17 protein-coding genes and 1 pseudogene are annotated in these 21,719 nt (G+C 62.2%); 8 read left to right on the top strand and 10 right to left on the bottom strand.

All coding sequences use genetic code 11. From position 1 onward, the window contains the following. Positions 1-8: 8 nt before the first annotated feature. The 6 genes from AAHK21_RS02240 to AAHK21_RS02215 are packed head-to-tail and all read left to right on the top strand — an operon-like array spanning position 9 to position 7,227. Positions 9-740, top strand: coding sequence for a class II aldolase/adducin family protein (locus tag AAHK21_RS02240; protein WP_102683988.1), 732 nt, complete (start codon positions 9-11; stop codon positions 738-740). Between the two features lie 50 nt (positions 741-790). Next, entirely contained in the window at positions 791-1,978 is a 1,188-nt protein-coding gene (locus tag AAHK21_RS02235) for an LLM class flavin-dependent oxidoreductase (protein WP_367856260.1), read from the top strand. A gap of 10 nt (positions 1,979-1,988) precedes the next feature. After that, entirely contained in the window at positions 1,989-3,563 is a 1,575-nt protein-coding gene (locus AAHK21_RS02230) for an ABC transporter substrate-binding protein (RefSeq protein ID WP_367856259.1), read from the top strand. Then, the gene (locus AAHK21_RS02225) at positions 3,556-4,632 is read left to right on the top strand and encodes an ABC transporter permease (protein WP_367856258.1); all 1,077 of its coding nucleotides are present in this window, start codon (positions 3,556-3,558) and stop codon (positions 4,630-4,632) included. Before AAHK21_RS02230 ends, AAHK21_RS02225 begins: the two co-directional genes overlap by 8 nt. Continuing rightward, positions 4,625-5,452: an ABC transporter permease gene (locus tag AAHK21_RS02220; protein WP_102683984.1), complete on the top strand. Its 828-nt coding sequence runs from the start codon at positions 4,625-4,627 to the stop codon at positions 5,450-5,452. The genes AAHK21_RS02225 and AAHK21_RS02220 overlap by 8 nt, the downstream gene beginning before the upstream one ends. Continuing rightward, on the top strand, positions 5,449-7,227 hold the full coding sequence (locus tag AAHK21_RS02215; RefSeq protein WP_367856257.1) for a dipeptide ABC transporter ATP-binding protein: 1,779 nt from the start codon (positions 5,449-5,451) through the stop codon (positions 7,225-7,227). Before AAHK21_RS02220 ends, AAHK21_RS02215 begins: the two co-directional genes overlap by 4 nt. A gap of 6 nt (positions 7,228-7,233) precedes the next feature. On the opposite strand, the gene AAHK21_RS02210 is transcribed toward AAHK21_RS02215, so the two are convergent. The 5 genes from AAHK21_RS02210 to AAHK21_RS02190 all read right to left on the bottom strand — a co-directional run bounded on the left by AAHK21_RS02210 (position 7,234) and on the right by AAHK21_RS02190 (position 15,098). Then, complete coding sequence (locus tag AAHK21_RS02210) at positions 7,234-9,810, bottom strand: TonB-dependent receptor plug domain-containing protein (RefSeq protein WP_367856256.1); 2,577 nt, start codon at positions 9,808-9,810, stop codon at positions 7,234-7,236. 209 nt (positions 9,811-10,019) lie between these two features. Beyond that, on the bottom strand, positions 10,020-11,573 hold the full coding sequence (locus tag AAHK21_RS02205; protein WP_367856255.1) for an ABC transporter substrate-binding protein: 1,554 nt from the start codon (positions 11,571-11,573) through the stop codon (positions 10,020-10,022). Positions 11,574-11,577: 4 nt separating this feature from the next. Next, complete coding sequence (locus AAHK21_RS02200) at positions 11,578-12,777, bottom strand: LLM class flavin-dependent oxidoreductase (protein WP_367856254.1); 1,200 nt, start codon at positions 12,775-12,777, stop codon at positions 11,578-11,580. Between the two features lie 12 nt (positions 12,778-12,789). Further along, complete coding sequence (locus AAHK21_RS02195; protein WP_367856253.1) at positions 12,790-14,013, bottom strand: lipase family protein; 1,224 nt, start codon at positions 14,011-14,013, stop codon at positions 12,790-12,792. Between the two features lie 11 nt (positions 14,014-14,024). Then, positions 14,025-15,098, bottom strand: coding sequence for an ABC transporter substrate-binding protein (locus AAHK21_RS02190; protein WP_367856252.1), 1,074 nt, complete (start codon positions 15,096-15,098; stop codon positions 14,025-14,027). A gap of 293 nt (positions 15,099-15,391) precedes the next feature. Here AAHK21_RS02190 and AAHK21_RS02185 point away from each other — a divergent pair, with 293 nt between their 5' ends. Then, positions 15,392-16,450 carry a sigma-54-dependent Fis family transcriptional regulator gene (locus AAHK21_RS02185; protein ID WP_102684954.1) on the top strand — a complete coding sequence of 353 codons (1,059 nt, stop codon included), beginning with the start codon at positions 15,392-15,394 and terminating at the stop codon, positions 16,448-16,450. A 257-nt stretch (positions 16,451-16,707) separates the two neighbouring features. Here AAHK21_RS02185 and AAHK21_RS02180 read toward each other — a convergent pair whose 3' ends face one another. Both AAHK21_RS02180 and AAHK21_RS02175 read right to left on the bottom strand, forming a co-directional pair. Further along, on the bottom strand, positions 16,708-17,169 hold the full coding sequence (locus tag AAHK21_RS02180; protein ID WP_367856251.1) for a type II toxin-antitoxin system YhaV family toxin: 462 nt from the start codon (positions 17,167-17,169) through the stop codon (positions 16,708-16,710). Next, positions 17,169-17,486: a type II toxin-antitoxin system PrlF family antitoxin gene (locus AAHK21_RS02175; RefSeq protein WP_367856250.1), complete on the bottom strand. Its 318-nt coding sequence runs from the start codon at positions 17,484-17,486 to the stop codon at positions 17,169-17,171. The genes AAHK21_RS02180 and AAHK21_RS02175 overlap by 1 nt, the downstream gene beginning before the upstream one ends. Before the next feature lie 89 nt (positions 17,487-17,575). Between AAHK21_RS02175 and AAHK21_RS02170 the strand changes: the two are divergent. Then, positions 17,576-17,671, top strand: a pseudogene (locus tag AAHK21_RS02170) (DUF1329 domain-containing protein); the annotation flags it as partial. A gap of 342 nt (positions 17,672-18,013) precedes the next feature. On the opposite strand, the gene AAHK21_RS02165 reads toward AAHK21_RS02170, so the two are convergent. The 3 genes from AAHK21_RS02165 to AAHK21_RS02155 all read right to left on the bottom strand — a co-directional run bounded on the left by AAHK21_RS02165 (position 18,014) and on the right by AAHK21_RS02155 (position 21,709). After that, a complete protein-coding gene (locus tag AAHK21_RS02165) occupies positions 18,014-18,139 on the bottom strand; it encodes an AAA family ATPase (protein ID WP_367858935.1) in 126 nt (41 codons plus the stop codon). Positions 18,140-18,256: 117 nt separating this feature from the next. Next, positions 18,257-19,333 (bottom strand): endonuclease, encoded by a 1,077-nt coding sequence (locus tag AAHK21_RS02160; protein WP_367856249.1) that lies wholly within the window; start codon positions 19,331-19,333, stop codon positions 18,257-18,259. A gap of 27 nt (positions 19,334-19,360) precedes the next feature. Further along, entirely contained in the window at positions 19,361-21,709 is a 2,349-nt protein-coding gene (locus tag AAHK21_RS02155) for an AAA family ATPase (RefSeq protein WP_367856248.1), read from the bottom strand. Between the last annotated feature and the right edge of the window lie 10 nt (positions 21,710-21,719).

Raw genomic sequence — 21,719 nt, 5'->3', positions numbered from 1 at the left:
GATTGAACATGACCGTACTGATCAACGAACGCCCCGTCACTGCCGAACTACAAGCCTTCATCGACCAGGTGGTGGCCGAAGCCGAAGCGGCCTTCAGCGTATTCCGCGAAACCAACACCATCACGGCCAATGGCACGGTCGGTTTTATCGAACGCGTGCCCGGCGAAGAACTGCTGGTAGCGGTCAACTACGGCGGCCCGTGGAACCACCGCAAGCCGCTGCAGGCCACGGTGACCGACTTTTCCGGCAACGTCATCGTCGGCAAGGGCAAAGGTGGCCTGGGCCGTTACACCAAGCTGTTCCAGACCCACGCCGACATCACCACCGTGTCTCACGTGCACAGCCCGTACCTGGGGGCCTGGGCGCAAACCCACCGTACCTTGCCGTTCCACTATGTGCCGGTGCAGCGCTACCAGCTGGCCCGCGAGCTGCCGGTGTACATCGACCGGCGCCAGGCCGAGGTCGACTTCATTCTCGACAAGATCGCCGAAAACCCGTTCAACCTGGCGATCCTGGAAGCCAATGGCGGCGCCACGGTATGGGGCAAGCAGGGGCTGCGGGCCACGGCGGAGTTCATCCTGTTGCTGGAGGAGGGCGCGCAGATTCAACTGTTGGCCGATGCCTTGGGTGGGTCGCGGCCGTATGGGCCGGGGGTGCTGACCCAGCAGTGGAAGATGAGCGGGTTGTATGAGCGGGCTACCGAGCTGGGCCTGGTGCCGGGTATTGACCGGCGTAGCTGATGTGACCGCTGGGGCGCGGCGCGCCCCCCTTCCAGAAAAGGATTCACCCCATGGCAGTAAAAATACTCTGGTACCTCACCACGCCGGACGGCCCGCACCCCTGGGAGCCAGAAGGGCGCTGGCACACCGACTTCGAGCACCTCAAGCAACTGGCCATCGCCGCTGACCGCCTGGGCTTCTACGGCTCGCTGCTCGGCTCCAGCCCCAATGAAAGCCTGGCCGTGTCGGCAGCGCTGATCGACGCGACCAAGCGCCTGCGCTTCCTGGTCGCCCAACACCCGGGCGAGCTGTCGCCAGCCGTGTTGGCCAAATGGGCGCTCACCTTCGACCAGTTCTCCAACGGCCGCCTGCTGTTCAACGTGGTCAACGGCAACGACGCTGGCCTGGCCACCCTGGGCGTGCATTACCCGCACGATGAACGCTACGACTTCAGCCTGGAATACTGGCGCGCCTTCCAAAGCTTCTACGCCGGCGAAACCGCCGGTTACGATGGCCGCTACGTCAAGCTTTCACCCCGTTCGCCAGGCGCTGCCCATCACCCACTGGGCGGTTGGCACCCACCGAAGCAAAAGCCCGGCATCCCGCTGTGGGGGGCTGGCACCTCGGCACCGGGTGTGGCCCACTCCGTGCAACTGCTCGATGTTTACCTGAGCTTCGCCGACACCCCGCAAAAGCTCGGCGACAAGTTCCGCCGGGTGGCAGCCGAGGCGGCGAAGATCGGCCGTGAACTGACCTACGGCACCCGCCTGCAAGTGATCGTGCGCGAGACCGAGGAAGAAGCCTGGGCCCATGCAGAACGCCTTTTGCAACGGACCTCGCTGGCCACCGCGCGCGCGGCCATCGAACGGCAGTTGCCTCCCGGGCAAACCTTCGACAGCTACGTCAGCGACGACCCGCGTATCCAGCACAACCTCGACAGCATCCGCGCCGGGCGCCTGCCCACTGCCCGTGAGCTGGAGATCTACCCCAACGTCTGGCTGGGCCCCAGCCTGTTCGGTTTCAACATCCTTGGCCCTGCAGCCGGCACTTACCTGGTCGGCAGCGCCGAACAGGTTGCCGAACGCATCCGCGAGTACGAAGCGCAGGGCACCTCGGCGTTCATCCTGTCCGGCTTCCCGCTGATTGATGAGGCGCACCGGGTGGCTGATCTGCTGTTCCCGCTGCTGGACCTGGACCATGGCTTTGAAGTGCCGCGCCTGGGCGCAGCCAGCAAGCCCGGCGTGGCGCAACCGGCGTGAGGAGAGGGTGATGAGCGAGCTGTTTTCGCGCCGGGTGTTTCTCGGCAACAGCCTGGCCGTCGGTGGCGGCCTGCTGCTCGGCGGCGGGCTGCTCAGCGGCTGCGACAGCGGCGCGCCGGCAGCCGCCACGGCGCTGCTACCGGGTACGCCGGTGCGTGGCGGGCGCTTGCGGGTGGGCATTATCGATGGTGACCAGGCCGGTAACCTCGATGCACACAAGCCGGTAGGCGGCGGCATCATCCGTGGCTGGGCGCTGTACGCCAAGTTCTGGGAATGGAACGCCGATGTCAGCACGCGCCTGGCGCTGGCCGAGTTCGCCGAGCCGAATGCCGATGCCAGTGCCTGGACCATCCGCCTGAAGCCTGGGCTGGAGTTCCACCACGGCAAAAGTATCACTGCCGACGACATGCTGTTCTCGATCCTGCGCCTGACCGACCCGCAACTGGCCTCGCCATTCGCCGGGCTGGTCGGCGCCATCGACCGGCAGGCGTTGCGCAAGCTGGACGAGCGCACCATCGAAATACGTTTCAAGCAGGGGCAAAGCTTCTACCCACTGGATGAGACGCTGATCAGTTTCGGCGGCATTGTGCCTACCGATTACCATCCGGTGACCAACCCGGTCGGCGCCGGGCCGTACCGCCTGAAAAGCTTCATTCCCGGCCAGCGCTCGCTCTACACCCGCTTTGAAAATTACTACAAACCCAATCGCCCCTATGCGGACGAGTTGGAAATCATCGAATTCAAGGACCAGATGTCGCGCGCCGCAGCGCTGCGCGCCGGGCAGATCGATGTGGCGAGCGGTGTGCAGGCCGAGCACAGTGCGTTGCTCAAGGCTGACCCACGGCTGCGCCTGTATGCCTCGCCAACCACCTCGTTCACCGGTTTCAACCTGAACCTGGCCAAGGCGCCGTTCCAGGATGTGCGCGTGCGCCAGGCGTTCCGCCTGCTGGCCGGCCGCCAGGAGCTGGTGGCGCGTGGCTTGAATGGTTTTGGCCGGGTGGCCAACGACCTGTATTCGCCTCACGACCCTACCTACAACCACGCCATTGCCCAGCGCCCCTACGACCTGGACCAAGCCCGTTCGCTGCTGCGCCAGGCCGGGCAAAGTGACCTGCGCGTCGAGCTGACCACCACATCTGGGCCTGGCGTCAACGCCGCGCTGGTGTTTGCCCAGCAGGCCCTGAAGGCTGGGGTGCAGGTGAAGGTCAACCAAGTCGATGGCTCGGTGTTCAATGGCCCGCAACGCGAGCAATGGCAACTGTCGCCGGGCTCGACCCCAGCCCGCGGTTTTCTCGCCTCGGCGCTGCACAACGATGCGCCGCAGGCCATCTATAACCGCAGCAACTTCCACGACCCACGCTTTAGCGAGCTGTTCCAGCAGGCCCTGGCCCAGCCCGACCTGGCGCGGCGCACGGCCTTGGTGCATGAAGCCCAGGTCATCCAGCACGAACGTGGCGGGTTGCTGATCTGGGGCTTTGCCGATGTGCTGGATGCCGCGTCGGCCAAGGTCGGTGGGCTTACCCCGGAACAGACCACCTTCGCCTCCTGGCGCTTCGATGAACTCTGGTTGAACCCCAATGCCTGACGCTCACCACACCCCCCGCACGCCGGCCTGGCTGGTTTGGTTCATCGGCCGCCTCGGTTATGGGCTGCTGACCGCCTGGGTGATCAGCCTGGTGGTGTTCATCGCCACCCAGGCACTGCCCTCGGACCCGGCGCGGGTGATTCTCGGCCCGGATGCGCCACTGGAAAGCATCCTCACCCTGCAGCGGCAACTGGGCCTCGACCAGCCGATTCTGCTGCAGTACCTGCGTTGGCTCGGCGCCTTGTTACGCGGGGACTTGGGCATTTCGCTGGACTCCCAGGTACCGGTGGCGCAGCTGCTGTTCGGCCGCCTCGGCCACACCCTGGTCTTGCTGGCCGGGGTGCTGGCGCTGGTGGTGCCGCTGGCGTTGCTGCTGGGGGTGAGCCTGGCCCTGCGCCGTGACAGCCGGCTCGACCGCTGGGGGTTGTCGGCGTTGATCCTGCTCAAGGCCACGCCGGGTTTTCTGTTGGCCATCGGTTTGGTGCTGCTGTTTTCCATGCCGGGCATGGGCTGGCTGCCGGCGGTGTCGATCCTCGACCCGCAACTGTCGTTGTGGCGGCAGTGGCCGTCGTTGGTGTTGCCGGTCGTGGCGCTGAGCCTGTCTGCGCTGCCGTACCTCACGCGCATGGTACGGGCTTCAATGATCGAGGCACTGGAGTCCGAGTATGTGATCGCCGCGCGCCTGCGTGGCATCCCCGAGCGGCGAATCGTTTGGCGGCATACCTTGCCCAATGCCTTGACCCCGGCGATCCAGGGCGTGGCGCTGACGTTGCGCACACTGGTCGGCGGTGCGCTGCTGGCCGAAGTGATCTTCAGCTACCCGGGCATCGGTACGGCGTTGAACGCCGCGACCCAGATGCGCGACCTGCCGATGATCCAGGCGGTGGTGCTGGTCATCACTTTGGCGGTGGTGTTGATCAACCTGCTGGCCGACCTGCTGACCGTGCTGCTTACCCCCAAACTGCGCACCGCACGTCGGGTGCGGATGATCCGCCGTATCCGCCGTGGCATTCGGCCATGGTGGCGGCGTGCGCGCAGCACCCCTGCCCAGGAGGCCACCCATGACTGATTCCCGTTGGCTGGCCGACCCGCAGATACGCCGCGGCGCCGTGATCACCTTGCTGGTGGCGCTGCTGGCCGCTTTCGGCCCCTGGCTGGCACCCCACGCGCCCACGGCGATGGTCGGGCCGGTGTACGGCCCCCCGGCTGCCGGGGCACCGCTGGGGCACGATTTTCTGGGCCATGATTTGCTTTCACGCTTGCTCAGCGGCGGCCTGTCGGTGCTGTGGATGTCGGTGGCTGCAGCCACCCTCGCATTGCTGGTGGGCGGCAGCCTGGGCCTGTTGGCCGGCTTCTCGCGCAGGCGCCTGGATCAGCTAATCAGCTGGGCGGCGGATGTATCGCTGGCGTTCCCGGACCTGATTCTGGTGCTGTTGATCGTGTCCATGCTCGGTCGGGCGCCTTGGCTGATCGTTTTGACCGTGGCGATCGCCTTTATCCCTGGGGTTGTCCGTCTGGCCCGGGGCAGTGCCGTGGCGGTGGCCGGGCAGGAGTATGTCGAGGCGGCGCAGATGATGGGTTACCCGCGTTGGCGCATCCTCTTTCATGAAATCCTGCCGAACATCCTCACGCCGCTGTTGGTGCACTTCGGCAACATGCTGACCTGGGCAGTGGGGATGCTGTCCGGCTTGAGTTTTCTGGGCTATGGAGTGGCACCCCCCGCTGCGGACTGGGGCTTGATGATCAACGAAAACCAGGCCGGCCTGCTGGTGCAGCCCTGGGCCGTACTGGCCCCTGCATTGCTGATCGGGGTGTTTGCCTATGGCACCAACATCCTTGCCGAAGGCATTGGCCGGGCCAGTGCACGGATTGGGGAGAAGCAGCCATGAGCGCGCTGTTGCATGTGGCGAGTGAAGTGTTGCAGGTCAGCGACCTGCGGGTAGAGCTGGCCGGGCAGATTGATGTACTGGCCGAGGTGTCCTTCAGCCTTGCGGCAGGGGAGATTGTTGGCCTGGTCGGCGAGTCTGGCTCGGGCAAGACCACCTTGGCCACGGCGTTGTTGCGCCATGCCCGACAGGGCGCACGCATTGTTGGCGGGCAAGTGGTGGTGGCCGGGCAATCGCTGCTCGAACTCGAAGGCGAGGCCCTGCGCCTGGCCCGTGGCGGGCTGGTCGGCTACGTGGCCCAGGACCCGGCCACGGCACTGAACCCGGCGTTGCGCCTGGGGGCCTTGCTGCGTGAAACCCTGTTGGCGCACCAGCCTGCGCTGTCGCGTGAGGCAGCACGCCAGCGCATAGGCGAAACCCTGCTGGATGTAGGCCTGCCGGATGACGACGCGTTCCTGCGGCGGTTCCCGCATCAACTGTCTGGCGGGCAGCAACAGCGGGTGATGCTGGCGCTGGCGTTTGTCTTGCGGCCCCGCCTGATCGTACTCGACGAACCCACCACCGCACTGGACGTGACCACCCAGGCCCATGTGCTGCAGACCCTCAAGCGGCTGTGCCGTGACCAGGGTGTGGCGGCCCTTTATGTCACCCATGACCTGGCAGTGGTGCGTGACCTGGTCGACCGGGTGATGGTGATGTACGCGGGCCGACTGGTGGAAGTGGCCGGGCGCGAGGCGTTGTTCGGCGCACCCCTGCATCCCTACACCCGCGCCTTGCTCGCGGCCATTCCCGACATTGCCCGGCGCCAGCCGTTGCAGGCGATTGCCGGGCACGCACCGGCACCGGGGCAGCGCCCGCATGGCTGTGCGTTTGCGCCGCGCTGCGGCAGACGTCGTGCAGAGTGTTGTGTAATCGAGCCGTCGTTGTTGGCGCACGACAGCGGGCATCGAGTGGCGTGCCTGGTGCCGCACAGAGAGCCGCTGGCCCTCGGTGAGGCGGCTGTCGAGGCTGCTGCTACGCCGGGCGCAGCAGTGTTGCTGGAGGTCCGGGGGCTGGATGTCGCCTACGATCGCCAGGTGCTGTTCGATGTTTCCCTGCGGGTGGGGCAAGGGGAGTGCCTGGCGCTGGTGGGTGAGTCGGGTTCGGGGAAGACCAGCCTGGCCAGGGCGATTGCCGGGCTGGGCGAAAACGTCCAGGGGCAACTCAGCTACGCCGGCAAACCCTTGGCGTTTGCAGCGCGTGAACGGGATGCCGGGTTGCGTCACCAGATCCAGTATGTGTTCCAGAACCCCTATCGGGCCTTGAACCCAAGGCACACGATAGGGCAAACCCTCGGCGCCCCTTTGGCGCACTTTTTCGGGGTCCGTGGCGGTGATGCGCGTCAGCGGGTCGAGGCCGTGCTGGAGCGGGTGTCGCTACCGGCGCGCGTGGCGGACATGTTCCCGCATGGCTTGTCCGGTGGTGAACGCCAGCGGGTGGCGATTGCCCGGGCGTTGATCTGCGAGCCGAAGTTGCTGGTGTGTGACGAGATTACCTCGGCGCTGGATGTGTCGGTGCAGGCGTCGATTCTGGCCTTGCTGAAGCGACTGCAGGGGGAGGGGCTGACGGTGTTGTTCGTGACCCATGACCTTGGGGTGGTGCGGGCGATTGCCGACCGGGTGCTGGTGTTGCGCCAGGGACGGGTGGTGGAGCAGGGGGCTGCTGATCAGGTTCTTGGGCGTCCGGTTGACGCTTATACCCGGACGCTGGTGGAGCATTCGCCTAGCCTTTCAGGTTGAGGGTGATCAGAACTGGTAATCGACCTGGGCCAGCAGCGTGCGGCCCGGCATCGGTTGCAGGAATGTGTTGGTCGAACCGGCCAGGCCACTGACGAAATTCAGCTCGTCGGTGACGTTGAGCATGCGCACCGTCACGCCCCATTGCGGCTGGCGGTAGTACACGGCAAGGTCGAGGTTGTATTCGTCCGGCACTTTCACCGTCTTGCTCAGGTTCAGGTACCAGCTGCTGGTCCACCAGCCGGAAAGCTCGACGCCAAACCCCGAGTCGAAGCGGTAGTCGACATACCCGCCGGCGTTGTATTCGGGGATCTGCACCGCATCGAACTTGCCGGACGGGCGCTGATTCAGGCTGTTGTTGTCGCCGAATACGGTGCCGTTATCGGGCATGAATCCGGCCGAGGCGAACCCGGCCTGGCTGGTGAACTCGTTGTAGGCGCTGATACGGCTGAGGTTGAGGCCGCCGCGCAGGTGCTGGTCCTGGTAGCGCAGGGTCGCTTCCCAGCCTTTGACGATCAGCCGGGCGATGTTGTTGTTGCTGTCCGGCGACTGGTCGCGGGCCTGTTTGTAGGCGGCCAGGGTAAGGAACAGCTGGTCAGGCACCGCTTCCACTTTCAACCCGAGCTCATGCAGCACGCTCAGGCTTTCGAAGGCCAGCGGGTTGAGCTGATTGGCCCCCGTGCCGCTGCCCCAACCCAGGCCGTTGGTGAAGAAGCCGGTATTCACCGCCAGCGAGCGGTCGAAGGTGTAGTACAGGGTGCTGTTTTCTGTAGGTTTTACGTAGGGGCTTACCTGCACCGCGAACAGCCGGTAGTTGTCCGAGTCTTTGCGCGGGTTGCCGCCGGGCAGCACGAAGGGGTTTTCGATACGGGCGTCGATCCAGCTGCGGCTGGCGCCGATGTTCAGGCCCACACGTTCGCCCAGGCGCAGGTTGTGCTGGCTGAACAGGGTCTTGGTGGTCCAGGTGCTGTCGGCGGTGTAGGGCGCCACCGATTCTGCATACAGGCCGTGCCCGGCTGGGTACATGGCGGGCAGGTTGAGCCAGCCGTAGTAGCTGGAAAACTGCGGAACGCCAGGTTGGCCGATCCAGGCCGCGTTGCCACCGGCGGGGTTGCGGCCGCTCAGGCCGAGCAGGTCGCCGGGGTTCTTCAAGGTCGGGTCGAGGGTCAGGTCATAGGCGTTGATGGTGCTGCCGAAGCTGTTGTTGGCGGCGATCGACTCGTTGCGCTCGCGGCGGTAGATCAGCCCTGTGTTGCTGTCGTCGACCAGGGTCAGGTCGCCCAGCTGCCACTGACCACGGGCGCGAAATTCGAAGCGGTTGTCGAAGATGTCGTCCTTGCCCTGCACCTGGAACGCCCCGACGGCATCGGTGGTGTCGGTGGAGTGCTGGTAGAAGGTGCTGTTGGCCAGGGTTATCGACGGGGTCAGGTCGCCTTCGACGCGCAGTTGCGTGGTAAAGCGCCGCGAGCGGTTTTCATCCTGCGCGCGCTGGCCGGTCTGTGACGACAACGAAGTCAGACCGTTGCCTGCCAGCGACGGGTCGTAGACCCAGCCACGCAGGCTGCCGGGGTTGGCCTGGGTATTGGGCGAGGCATTCTGGAAGCTGCCATCGACTACCTGATACTGGCCCTGAGCATTGCGCTGGCGCTGGACCCAGCCAAGCACCTGGGCGTCGGCGGCGCCGGAGGAGAGCACCGGCGACCATAAGTTGTTGCCGTTCTGGACGATTGGCGTGGCGCGACCGGCGTAGTACTTGCCGTGGTCGACCAGGTCCTGGGTGGCGCGGTTCCAGCCGTGGGTGATGTTGTAGTCGTAGTAGTCGTCGTAGGCTGCGTTCCAGTCAACGCGCAGGTTGTCGTTGCGCCAGGCCAGCGCGCCATAGAAGGCGTCGAAGTTGTTCTCGACGTTGTCGTAGAAGTCTTCCTGGCGCTGGCGGGTGATGCTCACCCGGTAGGCCAGGTTGTCCGTCAGCGGGCCGGTGTTGTCGATGCTGAACTTGGTGGCATCGCGCGATTCGCCATCGGGGATCCAGCTGCCGATTTCGCCGCTGAGCTTGGTACGGAAACGGTTGAAGTCGGGTTTCTTGCTCAGGTAATTGACGTAGCCACCGCTGCCGCTGACCGAACCGTAGGTCACCGACGACGGCCCGGCGACGATGTCGGCGCCTTCGTAGGCATTGAAGTTGGCCGGGTGGCGCACGCCGTAGGCGCGCTGGCCATCCTGGAACACCTCGGTGTTCTGCCCGCGCATCTGCGGGGCGATGCCGGCGTTCTGGCCACCGCCGCGGGTGATGCCGGGGGCGTACTTGACCAGGTCGTCGGAACTGCGGATCGGGTCGTTGGCCAGTTGTTCGGCATTGATCTGGGTGACCGAGCGCGGGGTGTCCAGCACCTTGGCTTCCAGGCCGCCGTAGATCGAGGCCGGTGGGCGGGTGGGCAGGGCGTCGTCGTCGGCCTGTTCGGCCTGCACGGTGACGGTTTGCAGCTGGGTATCTTCGGCGTGGGCTGGCGGCAGGCTGCCGGCCAGAATGGCCAGCGCCAGGGCGCTGGGCTGGAATTTGGGGTGCAGCAAGGTAACGCGGGACATTGGCTGGGCCTCGTTCAATAGTAAGAATGTGGGAGAAACGAGGGCGCAGCCGCGCCTGCGGTTGGTTTGTTTTTTGTGTTGCCTGTCCCGGCCCTATCGCCGGCAAGCCAGCTCCCACAGGGACTGCATGGGCTTGAAGGCTGGCGCTATCCCTGTGGGAGCTGGCTTGCCGGCGATAGGGCCAGGACAGGCGGTAGAGGGCCTGCAGGTCAACTTCTGAGCCACAGGCTCTCGAACCGCCAGGTGCTGAACAGCGACTGCTCGGCCTGCGCGCCACCCACACGGGTGCTGACGCCATCGAGCAGGTCGGCGAAGCCCCAGATCAGCATGCCGCCGCGCTCGTACTGGATACGTTGCGCCCGGTGCACCAGCGCCTTGCGTTGCGCAAGGTCCGGCTGGGCCATGGCGCCAAGGAAGGCCTCGCTGAATTCGCGGTCGTGAAAGTGGGTCTTGTTGGCCACCGCGAACGGCGCATCGGTGTGGATGGCGCTGGCCAGGAACGGCGCACCGATGCTGCCGCCGGTACTCAAGGTCCAGTCGTCGCGCTGCGGTCCCTGGAAGGTGGCCAGGTCGACCTGGCGCACGTTGAGTGTCACGCCGACGCGCCGGGCCTGTTCGGCCAGCACCAGGGCCGAAGCCAACCCCGGGCCAGGGGTGGTCACCAGTTCCACCTGCAACTGTTCATGGCCGGCTTCGCGTAGCAATTGCACTGCGCGCTGTGGGTCATAGGGGCGCGGGCCGATGCTGTGGTCGAAGGTTGGGTCGAACGGTGCATACAGGTCATTGGCCACCCGGCCTTGGCCATTCAGCGCACGGCGTACCAGCTCCTCACGGTCGGCCAGCAGGCGGAACGCCTCGCGCACACGCGGATCGTCGAACGGCGCCTTGGCGGTGTTCATGTCGAACGACAGCCAGTTGCCGCTCACCGATTTCAGCAACCGTAACCGTGGGTCGGCCTGCAGCACCTGCAGGTGTTCGGTGGACATGACGTTGGCCATGTCGATCTGCCCCGCGCGCAACGCCGCCAGGCGGCCGGTCTGGTCCTTGAAGTCGATGATTTCCAGTTCATCGGCATACGGTTTGCCAGGCTTGTAGTAATTGTCGAAGCGGGTGAACAACGAGCGCTGGCCTGGGGTGAAGCTTTTCAGTTTGTAAGGCCCGGCGCCGACCGGGTTGGTCACCGGGTGGTAGTCCACCGGCACGATGCCGCCGAAGTTGACCCAGGTTTCCGGCAGTGGCAGGTAGCTGCGCCCCTCGCGAAAGCCCAGGCGCACGGTACGCTCATCCAGCTTGACCAGGTTGTCGCGGTCCACCCAGTGCAGCAGCGCCGCATAGGGCGAGGCCAGCTGCGGGTCGGTGAGGCGGCGGATGGAGAAGATCAAATCGTCGGCGTCGATGGTCTTGCCGTGGTGGAACTCCAGCCCCGGCTTCAGGCGCAAGGTCCAGCTGCTGGCGTTGGCATTGGGCTCGGCGAACTCGGCCAAGGCCAGGCGCGGCTGCATCTGCTCGTCCCACTCCCAGAGCTTGCTGTACAAGGCAAAGCCACGCACGATGCCGCTGCCGACAGGCTTGTGGGCGTCGAGGTTGCCGCTCTGGCTGCCGTCGATGATACCCAGGCGCAGGCGCCCGCCATGGCGGGGCTCGTCGGCCACGGCAGGGTTCGGGCTGTCGGCGGGGCCGCAGCCGGCCAGCAGCCCGCCGGCCAGTACGCCGGCGTGGCCAAGAAAGCTGCGCCGGCTCAGTGGGTAACCGTCCCTGGCCATGGCGTCAGGCTCCGTTGCTGGCGTGCAGTGGCACGGGTTCGGCTACCGGGCGGGCAAGGGCTGCACGCTGCTCACGAAAGTGCGGCAGGATGTGCTCACCGATACGGTAGGCTTCTTCCAGGTGCGGGTAGCCGGCAAGGAAGAACAGATCGACACCGATGCCGTGGTACTCGCGGATACGCGCCACCACGTTGGCGTAGCTGCCCACCAGCGCGCAGCCCGGCGGGATGCCGATGTAGCCGAAGCCAGTCCACACGTTGGGGTGGATGAAGAAGTCGTCGAAGGCCTGTTGCTCGTCCTTGTCGTTGTAGTCATGCTCGTAGCTTAGCTTGCGCGCCGTGCGCAGGCCGGCGTGGGCGGCGCGCGCCTTGACCGTGCCCTTGGCCACGCCTTCGTCGAAGAACCGCTTGGCCTCGGCCAGTGCTGCGTCTTCGGTTTCGCGGGCGATCACATCGATGGACAGGCCGAAGCGAATATCGGTGCGGCCCCACTTCAACGCGCGGGCGCGGATATCTGCGATCAGCGCGGCAATCTCGTCCGGGTGTTCAGCGCGCATCAGGTAGAAGTCGGCGTGCTTGGCGGCGAACTCCCGTGCTGCCACCGACGAGCCGGCCGTGCAGATCAGCGGCAGCTCGGCCTTTTTCAGCGGCCCGCGCAGGCCACCGCCTTCGGCACGGTAGTAGGTGCCTTGGTAATGGAACTGCTCGTGGTGCCAGTAGCCGCGCACCACGTCCATGAACTCGGTGGCGCGGGCATAGCGCTGGTCATGGTCTTCGAAGTCGCCGACCTGGCGCTGGATGGCATCCGAGCCGCCGTTGATGATGTTCCACACCAGGCGGTTGCCGGTGGCGCGCTGGTAGGTCGCGGCCTGCTGCACGGCCACCCAGGGGGTGTAGTGATAGGGTTGGAACGCGGTGACGAACTTCAGCGAGCGGGTTTCCCGGGCCAGTAGCGAGCACACCGTCCACGGCTCTTCGCCAGTGGGGGCATTGACCATCAGCGCGCCGCCAAAGCCGTTTATTTCTGCGGCACGGGCGATCTGGCCGAGGTAGTCGATATAGGTGAAGTGGTCACCCACGGCAAACCCCGACACCGCACCGGTGCTGGGCCCGCCCGCATGCCAGTCGCCGCGGTTGCGCGGGTCGCCGGGGAGAAACTGGGTTTCGCCATGCAGGGGCAGGCGGGTAAAGAATTCGATGCTCATGGGTTGGCCTCCTTACTGGACGCTTGGGCTGCAATTGGGGGTGACCGGCTGGTCGCTGATGACCTGGCGCGCGAACGGGATGGAGTCCTTCAGTGACGCATTCACCGTTTCGCTATGGCCCAGGCCCTTGTAGAGGTGGCCCTGCACCACCGAGCCGGCTTTGCAGGCATCCTGCATCAGCGCGACCTGAGTGGTGGCAGCGGGGGTCTTGTCCTCGGCGCCGGTGCCAATGAAGATCGGCTGGGCAAGCTTCAGGGTCGGGTACGACACCTGCGCCAGCCATGGCTTGAGCTGGTCGCCCTTGTAGTCTTTCTTGGCGTTGGCCGGGGTAAGGCCGGTACCGACCACGTCGCTGACCAATGCTGACAGGCAACTGGTGCGCGCTTGCTCGAACAGCGGCAGGGCCTTGTCGGTGTAGAAGTCGCGCGGGTCGATGCTCGGGTCATACTGCTGTGCGGCCAGCAGGGTATAGAAGCCGTAGGCCAGGGCTGGGTCGACCTTGTCCTGGTCCTGTTCGCCCACATTCTTCGCGCCCACGGTGTAGATCACACCCGTGCCGATACTGCCCTTGACGCCCAGCTTGGGCGCGTAAGTCGCCGCATAGGCCCCGGCGGCAAAGGCTCCGGCCCCCCCTTGCGACTGGCCAATGATCAACACCTTGTCGGCCAGCCCCGGCACGCCTGCGACCACGGCCTTGGCCGCATCGAGAATGCCGTAGGCGGCCATGCGGTTGTTCAGCAGCGGGTGGCCGCCCGGCACACCCAGGCCCTGGTAGTCAGTGGCGACAATGGCATAGCCTTCATCGAGCCAGCGATTGAGGTATTGCACGTCGCGGTAGCTGCGGCCTGCCCAGGACGGCGCGCAGATATCCGCCACGCCGACGGTGCCATGGCCCCAGCTGGCGACCGGCCAGCCGCCCGCTGGTGCCTTGCCTTTGGGGATGAACAGCGCACCGGAAACCACGATTGGGGTCTTGCCGTCGATACCATCTAGCGAGGTGTAAAGGAGGCGTTGCGCGCTGGCGGCATTGGGCAGGCTGAGCGCCTGCTCCAGCGGTTCGCTGCGCAGCAGCTTGCCGGGGGTAGCGGGGATGGCCTTGGTCCAGGTGTAGAAGGCCGACACACGACCATCGCCCTGTTGCGGGTCTGGCTTGGGGGCGTAGGTTTCGGCGGCCATGGCGCCGATGGACAGGGCCAGGGCGCTGAGACCGAAGATGAGCGAAGCAGGCAGTTTCATGGGGAATTCTCTCAAGGTTGTTGGCTGATCTGGGTGTCGATGGATGGCCAGTAGTGGGTCAGTTGCAGGTCGATCAACGCCTGGCGGGTAAAGCCCGTGGCCAGGTCGCTGGTAATGTCGTAGGGGGTGCGGATCAGCCGGTTGGCCAAGGCGTACTGGCCAAGGGCGTCGTAGTGGGCCTTGAGCTGGGCATCGCTTTTCGGTGCCCAGCGCGCCTTCCAGGCCACCGGGTCGTCCTGGTCGTCACGGCGCAGCACGCTTTCGCTGACGCCGGCGCGCGAAGACAGCGCGTAGTAGGCGTCGCGGTTGTGCTCCTGGGAGATCCACCAGGCCGCGCGCACCCAGGCGGTGGCCACCAATTGCGTCAGGTCGGCGTGCTGCTGCACGAAGCGGTCAGTGCCCCAGAGGTCGGAGACCAGCCGCCAGTCGTTGGCGCCTTGTTTGGTCGACCAGAGGATGCGCGCCACGCCTTTGTCTTCCAGGGCGTAGGCTTCGTTGAGCAGTACGGCGGCATCGACTTTACCGGCAGACACCGCAGCGGCACCGACCTGCGGGTTGAGGTTGGCGATCTTGAAATCGCTCAGTTGCAGGCCCTGGCTCTGCAGGAAATTGCTGAAGGCGAATTCCCATGGCCGGCCGCGGTGCAGCGCCAGGCGCTTGCCCTTGAGGTCCTGGATGCTGCGTACCGTGGAATTGCTCGGCACCACCAGGTAGATGTTGTTGCCGCTGCCGCCCGGCACCACCAGCTTGCCCGGCACCTGGCCGGCACCGGCGATGACCGAGGGCAGGTCGCCGCGCACGGCAAAGTCCAGGCTGTCGTTGCTGAAACCTTCGTTGATCTGCGGCCCGGCGCCGGCATGGGGCAGGGCGGTCCATTGCAGTTTCACGCCGCGGGCGGCCAGTTGCTGTTCCAGCCAGCCTTCTTCGATCACCCGCCCAGGGATGCCACCGAACACCGGCGCGCCGCCCTGGGTGAAGGCGACGATGGCGATGCGCACCGCCGCCGGTGGCTCGGCTGCCAGCGCAGCCAGGCTGAGGAACAGACCGCCCAGCAGGGTGAGGGCGTGACGCCAGGGATTGTTCATGTGTAGCTCCAGGCAAAGGTTTCTACAGGCCAGGAGCGAAATGCATGCCAGCATGCTGTTAGGTGGCTACAGCCCTTTATCTACAGGGCCTCCGGCCAAAGGAAGTGGTCGTGAAGGGCAGGGGCTGCTGATCGGCGGGCAGGGCAGTGCTGGCGGATTGCTGCTGTAGCAGCAGTCAATTGTTGAAAAATCGAATATTTCCAATTCGAATATTCAAATGCTAATTAATAATTTTTTGATCTAATTTGTTTCATGCACTATGGGCCTGCGCGTCAACTGCCAGGAATGCCCCCATGTCGCTGATCACCCACCCAAATGCCCGCGAGCTGACCAAGTCGGTACGCGCCACTGTGCTCGTGTTCAAGGACCCGCGCTCCCAGGAGCTGCTCAGCCGTATCGAGCGCCTGGCGCCCAGCGAGGCCAATACCCTGATCATCGGCGAAACCGGCACCGGCAAGGAGCTCGTCGCCCGTCATATCCACCACCTTAGCCGCCGTGGGCGTGAGCCATTCGTGGCGGTGAACTGCGGCGCCTTTGCCGAAACCCTGGTGGAGAGCGAGTTGTTCGGCCACGAGAAAGGCGCTTTCACGGGCGCTACCAGCAACAAGGCCGGCTGGTTCGAGGCGGCCAATGGCGGCACGCTGTTCCTCGACGAAATCGGCGACCTGCCGTTGAACATGCAGGTGAAGTTGTTGCGCGTGCTGCAGGAACGTGAGGTGGTGCGCCTGGGCTCACGTACGCCGATACCGATCAACGTGCGGCTGGTGGCGGCAACCAACGTCAACCTGGCTGACGCGGTGGTGGCAGGGCATTTTCGAGAGGATTTGTTCTACCGCCTGCACGTCGCAACGATACGCCTGCCGCCCTTGCGTGAGCGGCCAGGAGACATCCTGCCGCTGGCGGAATTCTTCATTGAAGAACATTGCCGACGGCTGGGTTACGAACGGGCATCGCTGAGCCCGGATGCCGAGCGCAAGTTGCTGGCGCATAGCTGGCCGGGCAACATCCGCGAGCTGGAAAATGCCATTCACCATGCGTTGCTGGTGTGCCGGTATCAGGTGGTGGCACCGGCGGACCTGCACTTGGTCGATATCCGGCCACAGGTGGCGGCGCCTGTTGCACAGGCTTACTTGCCGGCAGCCAGCGCGGCACCGCCGGAATTGGAAAGCGCTTTGCTGGCGCTATTCGAGCAGAATGTCCCGAACTTGTATGAGCATATCGAGGAGACTGTGTTCAGGGCGGCGTATCGGTATTGCCACGGTAATCAGCTGCAGACCGGGCGCTTGCTGAGCATCAGCCGCAATATCGTGCGGGCGCGGCTGGAGAAGATTGGCGAGCTGTCTAAGGCATGATGGTTGGACAGGTCTTTGTTATCTCCAAATGGTAGATGTATCTAGAGGCCATATTTTGCTTGGTGGAACTTGATCAGAGACTATCGGGATCGCCAAAGAACATTTGGGCATTCATATAAATCAAATGGTTATGAATGGGGAATTGGTTTTGTACCCCCAGATGTACCCCTTTTTACAGCAGCTACGAGTGGATTACAGTGGACGCGCCGAGGGCGGGACTGGCGCAGAACGTGCAACCGCTCACTCATTTGCGCAACTTATGTTTTGAGCTCGTCCCAGTCGCTACGCGTCGCAGCAGTCAGCGCATCCCAGTCATCAGGAGGGTTACCGCGGCCCAGCATCTTCTCGAATACGGCGTAGGGATCGGATTTGCTGCCTGCGGACCGCAGAGTATTTTCGTCGTTGACCCATGCATAGACGATGACCTTGGACTTTGAGTCGTAGCGAAAGAACAGCCGAAAGCGCCTGCCGATTTTTGCGCGGCGCCAATGTCTGTAGGCGGTGCCCAGCATGTTGCCTTGGCGGAACTCATCACGGCCTGGGTCGGCAGGCACAGCCTCCATGATCAAATGGCTCAATGCCCGAAACAGCTTGACGTTGGCGTTGCTCTCAAAACCTTGCGGATCGTTCTGCTTGGCTCGGGCGGCGGCTTCTTGCAATTTGCGTAGCTGTAAGGTCACACCTTCATGGAACAACAGTGTCCAGCCATGTCGAAGCATCAGATCGCGACCTCACCATCGATATCTTCGTCCAGGTTTACCGAGACGTTTGCGTTGGCGAGCATGGTTTGCGCCAAGTCTTCCGGCAGGGTGGTGAGGTTGCGTCCGTTTCGGATATCAGCTTCCAGCAAACCCAGGAATGCGCCGATGGCAGGGTCTTCGTGGGTGGTTTCTACGCGGCTGACCACGATTTCACCGTCGCGTACGTCGAATGCAATCTTGCCACCTGTGTCAATGCCCAGTAGCTGGCGAACGGATTTGGGGAGTGTGATCTGCCCCTTCGAGGTCAATGTGGCGATTTCGTGGATGGCAGGCATGAGTGTTCTCCCGGATGTACAAGCTGAATGGTAAGGAATAATCCTTACTTGGTCAATCTAGGTTTTTGCTGATCCATGTACTAGTAGGGCAGAATGCCGAGCAGTACCGGGCGTATCTGAGCGAGGGACAAATGGCAATGCTGCGCCGCTATCCGGAAACCTATCGGCTGCCTGTCTACGCAGCGCTGCATGCAGAGGCCTGTGGTGAGAGAGTTGACGCTCTGAGTCTATGCTGGAGGCGTTCATGGTAGAAGATTGGGGGGGCTGCGGAGTCGCTACGCACAGGCCTAGTTCGCAAACAGGAGCTGTTCCGATCAGCCGAGAAGCCCACGCTGACAGACGATCTTGCTCCTCAGCAGTAGGCCACTTCGAATCGCCCCGCTGACTAGGTTGAGCTGTTGGGGGAGTGTCACACAGCTTCAGGTTGGGATGGCAAGTTCCGCTACGTTGTCGCCTCCAAAAAGACGATTCACCGCAGCGACAGCTGTATCCGGCATGATCTGTGTGGACAGCACGGCGAGTCGCGTCTACCCGATGAAGCGATCAAAAATGTCGGTAAACGATGTCTTCCCGCTATTGTTGCGCCCTACGATTACTGTGGAATTTCCTTCCAGCATGATCTCAACATCATGGAGGAGTCGAAATCCCTCGATCCTAACCTTCTCCTAGCATGCACCTTTAGTTAAGGGGACTATCAATTGGTTTGATGACAAAGCCGTGTTGCGTCGCCAGTAAGGATCGAACACCTGCGTTGGAAGCGAATGCTCTGATCAGACAAGGCGCTTCTCGAAACCAGCCAGATATTCGCGAACCATCGTCGAGTAGGGTGCTTGAGGCTCAGCCATCTCTTTCATATGTCGCACCGTACGATCTATCAATGCCTCCATTCGTTTGATGATTCGTTTGTTTTCATCCGCGCACGGAGCATTCCTGCACACTTCGAGCTTCAGAATTATCGCGCAAAGATCCTTTACTGACTCCTCCATAAAGGCGAGTTGGCGCAGTACTCGCGTGCGATCCTGGACCAATCCCAAACGGTTCAGTCCGTAGGTATGGATCGATACCGCGCCACGTAGGCTGAGCTTCTCTTCAAGCGCCTTATCAATTTCACTTTTGAATTCCGGGAGTAGATCTTGGGTTGGAATGACTTCAGGTAGCCCAGCGCCATCGTGTGTTTTCGGTAACACCAACCCAATGAGCTTTTCGCAGTCGACATGGAAGGCTAAATGCTCTTGTGGATCATCCCGGCAGGGATTGAGTAACAACGCGTATTCCGTTGAACAGTCCCTCGAGTCCTGTGTCGCGCGCGGCCCCAGGATTGGAAAATGATTGCCTTTGCCCGTAGTGACCCTGCGTTGCTTGCTGAAGCCTGAATGGTCACTGCGCAGTTCAACCAATTGGGTCGAGAGCACCGGTGTGATGTGTTCGTTCAGTCGGTTGCAATGGATACAGCTGGGAAGCAGGTTTTCCCAGTCCATCGCCAGCCACCAATAGCCCGTATGGTCAGTATCTTTTACTCCGCCCTTCGGCCTGTAATGCTCTACGTCAACCGGGGCTACGGCAGGGTAGAACGTTTCGCAATACGCGCACTTGCCATGAAACAGCGCAAACAACTGAGTTTTGACCGAGTCTTTGCGGTAGGTCTTGAAAGGTGGTTTTTTCAAGGAGTCCACTGCCTTTGCGGCTTCAATCACAAGCGGATCATCGGCCGCCAGCGTGGCTCTGGCGCGCGCCAAGGCCTCAAGTGCAGCCGTTTTTTCTTTGAAATAGGCGGTTAAGTCAGTGAGTTCCTGATCCGCGGCACTGACTTTGGTCTTTCTCGGCAACATCGCCAGGGGCTTTTTCACGAGGGATCGGTCCACGAAGCGCACGGTTCAAAAGTCCTTGAGGATATTCAGTATTTTGGTCTTGGTTTCCACACGTATCGTTTCCCACTCACTGGAAGGTTCCTTCTTTCGCCGCTGAAGAAATTCGGCGACAGCCTCCTGAACGACACGCTGGGCCTCACTGGTGCCAACGGGAAGCGCGTCGTTGACCTCATCTTCGAAATAGGCCATGACCCGCTGTTCTTGGGCGGTCAACTCTTCTCTGTTTTTGCGCCTGCCCAATAGATCGGCCACACTGGCCAATTTTTTCTCCATTTCCGGCTCATCAGTTGACATCAAATTGAAAAAATCGGAAGTCAGCAATTGCTCAATCGTCAACCGGGAGAAGTCCGGTAGATCACTCAACTGCTCAATGCAAGTGGCGTACTGAGTCTTAGCCCCGCCAGCCTTGGACCGCCGTTGAACAACCACGACTTCTCCTTTCTGCATGCCGCGCAGACACAGGGGGTCATGGCTGGTGGCGATGAACGTGACCTTGGGCAAGGCCTTGCGCAACACATGCATGATCTGAATTTTCCAGCGCGGGTGCAGGTGCGCTTCGACTTCGTCAATTAACACCACAGCCTGGGCATGTTCAAGTCCTTGAAAACGGGGATGGACGCGACGGTCCATGAGCCGTTGCATGATGTCGCACACCATTGCCAGTATGGTTCTGTAGCCTGAGGACACATCATTGAGCGGTGTCCTGGTCACTACACCTGCGGGGACCGTCACGATCAGACAGGATTTACCGTCGGGCGCTTTCTCGATGACTTTTATGTCGCCGTCCACTGACATGATGATTTTCAATGCACGAGCCACGTCATTGAAGTCTTCGCCTTCCAGCTTAAGGAGCCATTGCTCCGGATTGGCCAGCAGGCGATCCGTTTCGAAGAGGTTGATGATCGCGTGATCGGTTTCATGAGCCTGAGGAGATCTTTTCTGATATTGGCGAAAGGCGCCATACGCGAACACCGGCGGAACATTATCCAGTCCATCCGGTCGAAAGACGTTGTCATCAATCCTCAAGACTTTGGCTTGCCCGTTGCCGAAACTCAAACGTACCTGTGCCTGGGTTTTAGAGGCCACGTCATCCGAGCCCAGTTGGGCTGGAGAAAGTACGAAGGAGGCAGGTGTCAGGTTCAAGGTGGCAGGTGTATCTGAATGGCTCAGAGAAAGCGCAATCGCTTCTAGAATCGAGCTTTTTCCGGTGGCGTTTTCACCCAGTATCAGCAGTGCTGGCTGTAGATTTTCATTGCTCAACTGCGATTCGGCGCTGAGTGTGCCGAGATTCAATTCAAGGCGCTCGATCGCCTTGAAATGCTGAAGTTCGATGGAATGCAAGGACGGGTAAACCAGCGGCATAGATGTCTTCTGCTGGTTTGGCTCAGTACCCAGAACGTCATAGTGCGTTGGCGGTATGTTCAATTCCTTACGGCCGAAGTCAGTTTCTTCAATCCACCCCTGCAATTGTTCACGCGTTTGCTGATAGTCCCCGATTGAAAGCAGTGTTTTCAGTGTCTTTGCCACCCTGGAGCGGCCGGTAGGCATTGTCACGCCAGCTCTTTGTGACAAGTACAGTGCCATTCGACGGCATTGCAGGTACCACAGGCCACCGAACTCAAGTTTGGTAAAGTCAAAATAGGTTTGAAAGGTAGCCTGGCGTAATCGCGGCAGGTATTCACCAGACTCCAATAGTTTTTCACGGTACTGCCGAAGCTTGGCTTCCCGCAGTTCATTCAATTCTGGACGGTCCAGGTGAAAATTGGCGATTGTGATATCGCCCTCTTCAGATAGTGGCAGCAGCTCGCCATTAACGGAGGGGAAAAGGTGCTTTTCAAAACGCTGATCAACGCACGGATCAAGCAAAATTGCTGACTCGCGGTATGTGGGGAAGCGCCATGAACCGAGATTGTCATTGGCATATTGCCGCAATTGCTCAAGGGTCGGAATCGGAGCGCGCTTGCCCTTGACCGGAAAGAACGAAGGTTGACGCGGAATACACTTCAGACAGATGGGATAGATATTTTCCCAAGCATTGGCGAGCCAGACATAGTAGAGATGGGAGTCAATCCCTCCCATCGTAGAGGTTGCGGACGACGTTGGTCGGAATCGGTAGGGAAGTGGATGATCCTCGCTTTCGCAAAATGCACATTTCCCTCGAAACATTTGAAACAGCGCATCATAAACAGGGCGGATTTGGTTCAGATTCAGTTCCAGGTCTTCCATGGGCACACGGCTTTGAGAGCGCTCCTGAGTGTCCAGGCTGAAGAACTCCAGCAGTTGCTCTCTGGACCTCCTGAATTGCGTTTCGCGGAAAATGGAGGGAGGTACTTTGTTGCGTAAAAAACGTTGCATTGCTCATCTT

This window comes from Pseudomonas sp. TE50-2 (assembly GCF_040813665.1).
GTDB classification, from domain to species: Bacteria; Pseudomonadota; Gammaproteobacteria; order Pseudomonadales; family Pseudomonadaceae; genus Aquipseudomonas; species Aquipseudomonas soli.
This window is presented reverse-complemented; position numbering and strand designations above follow the sequence as displayed.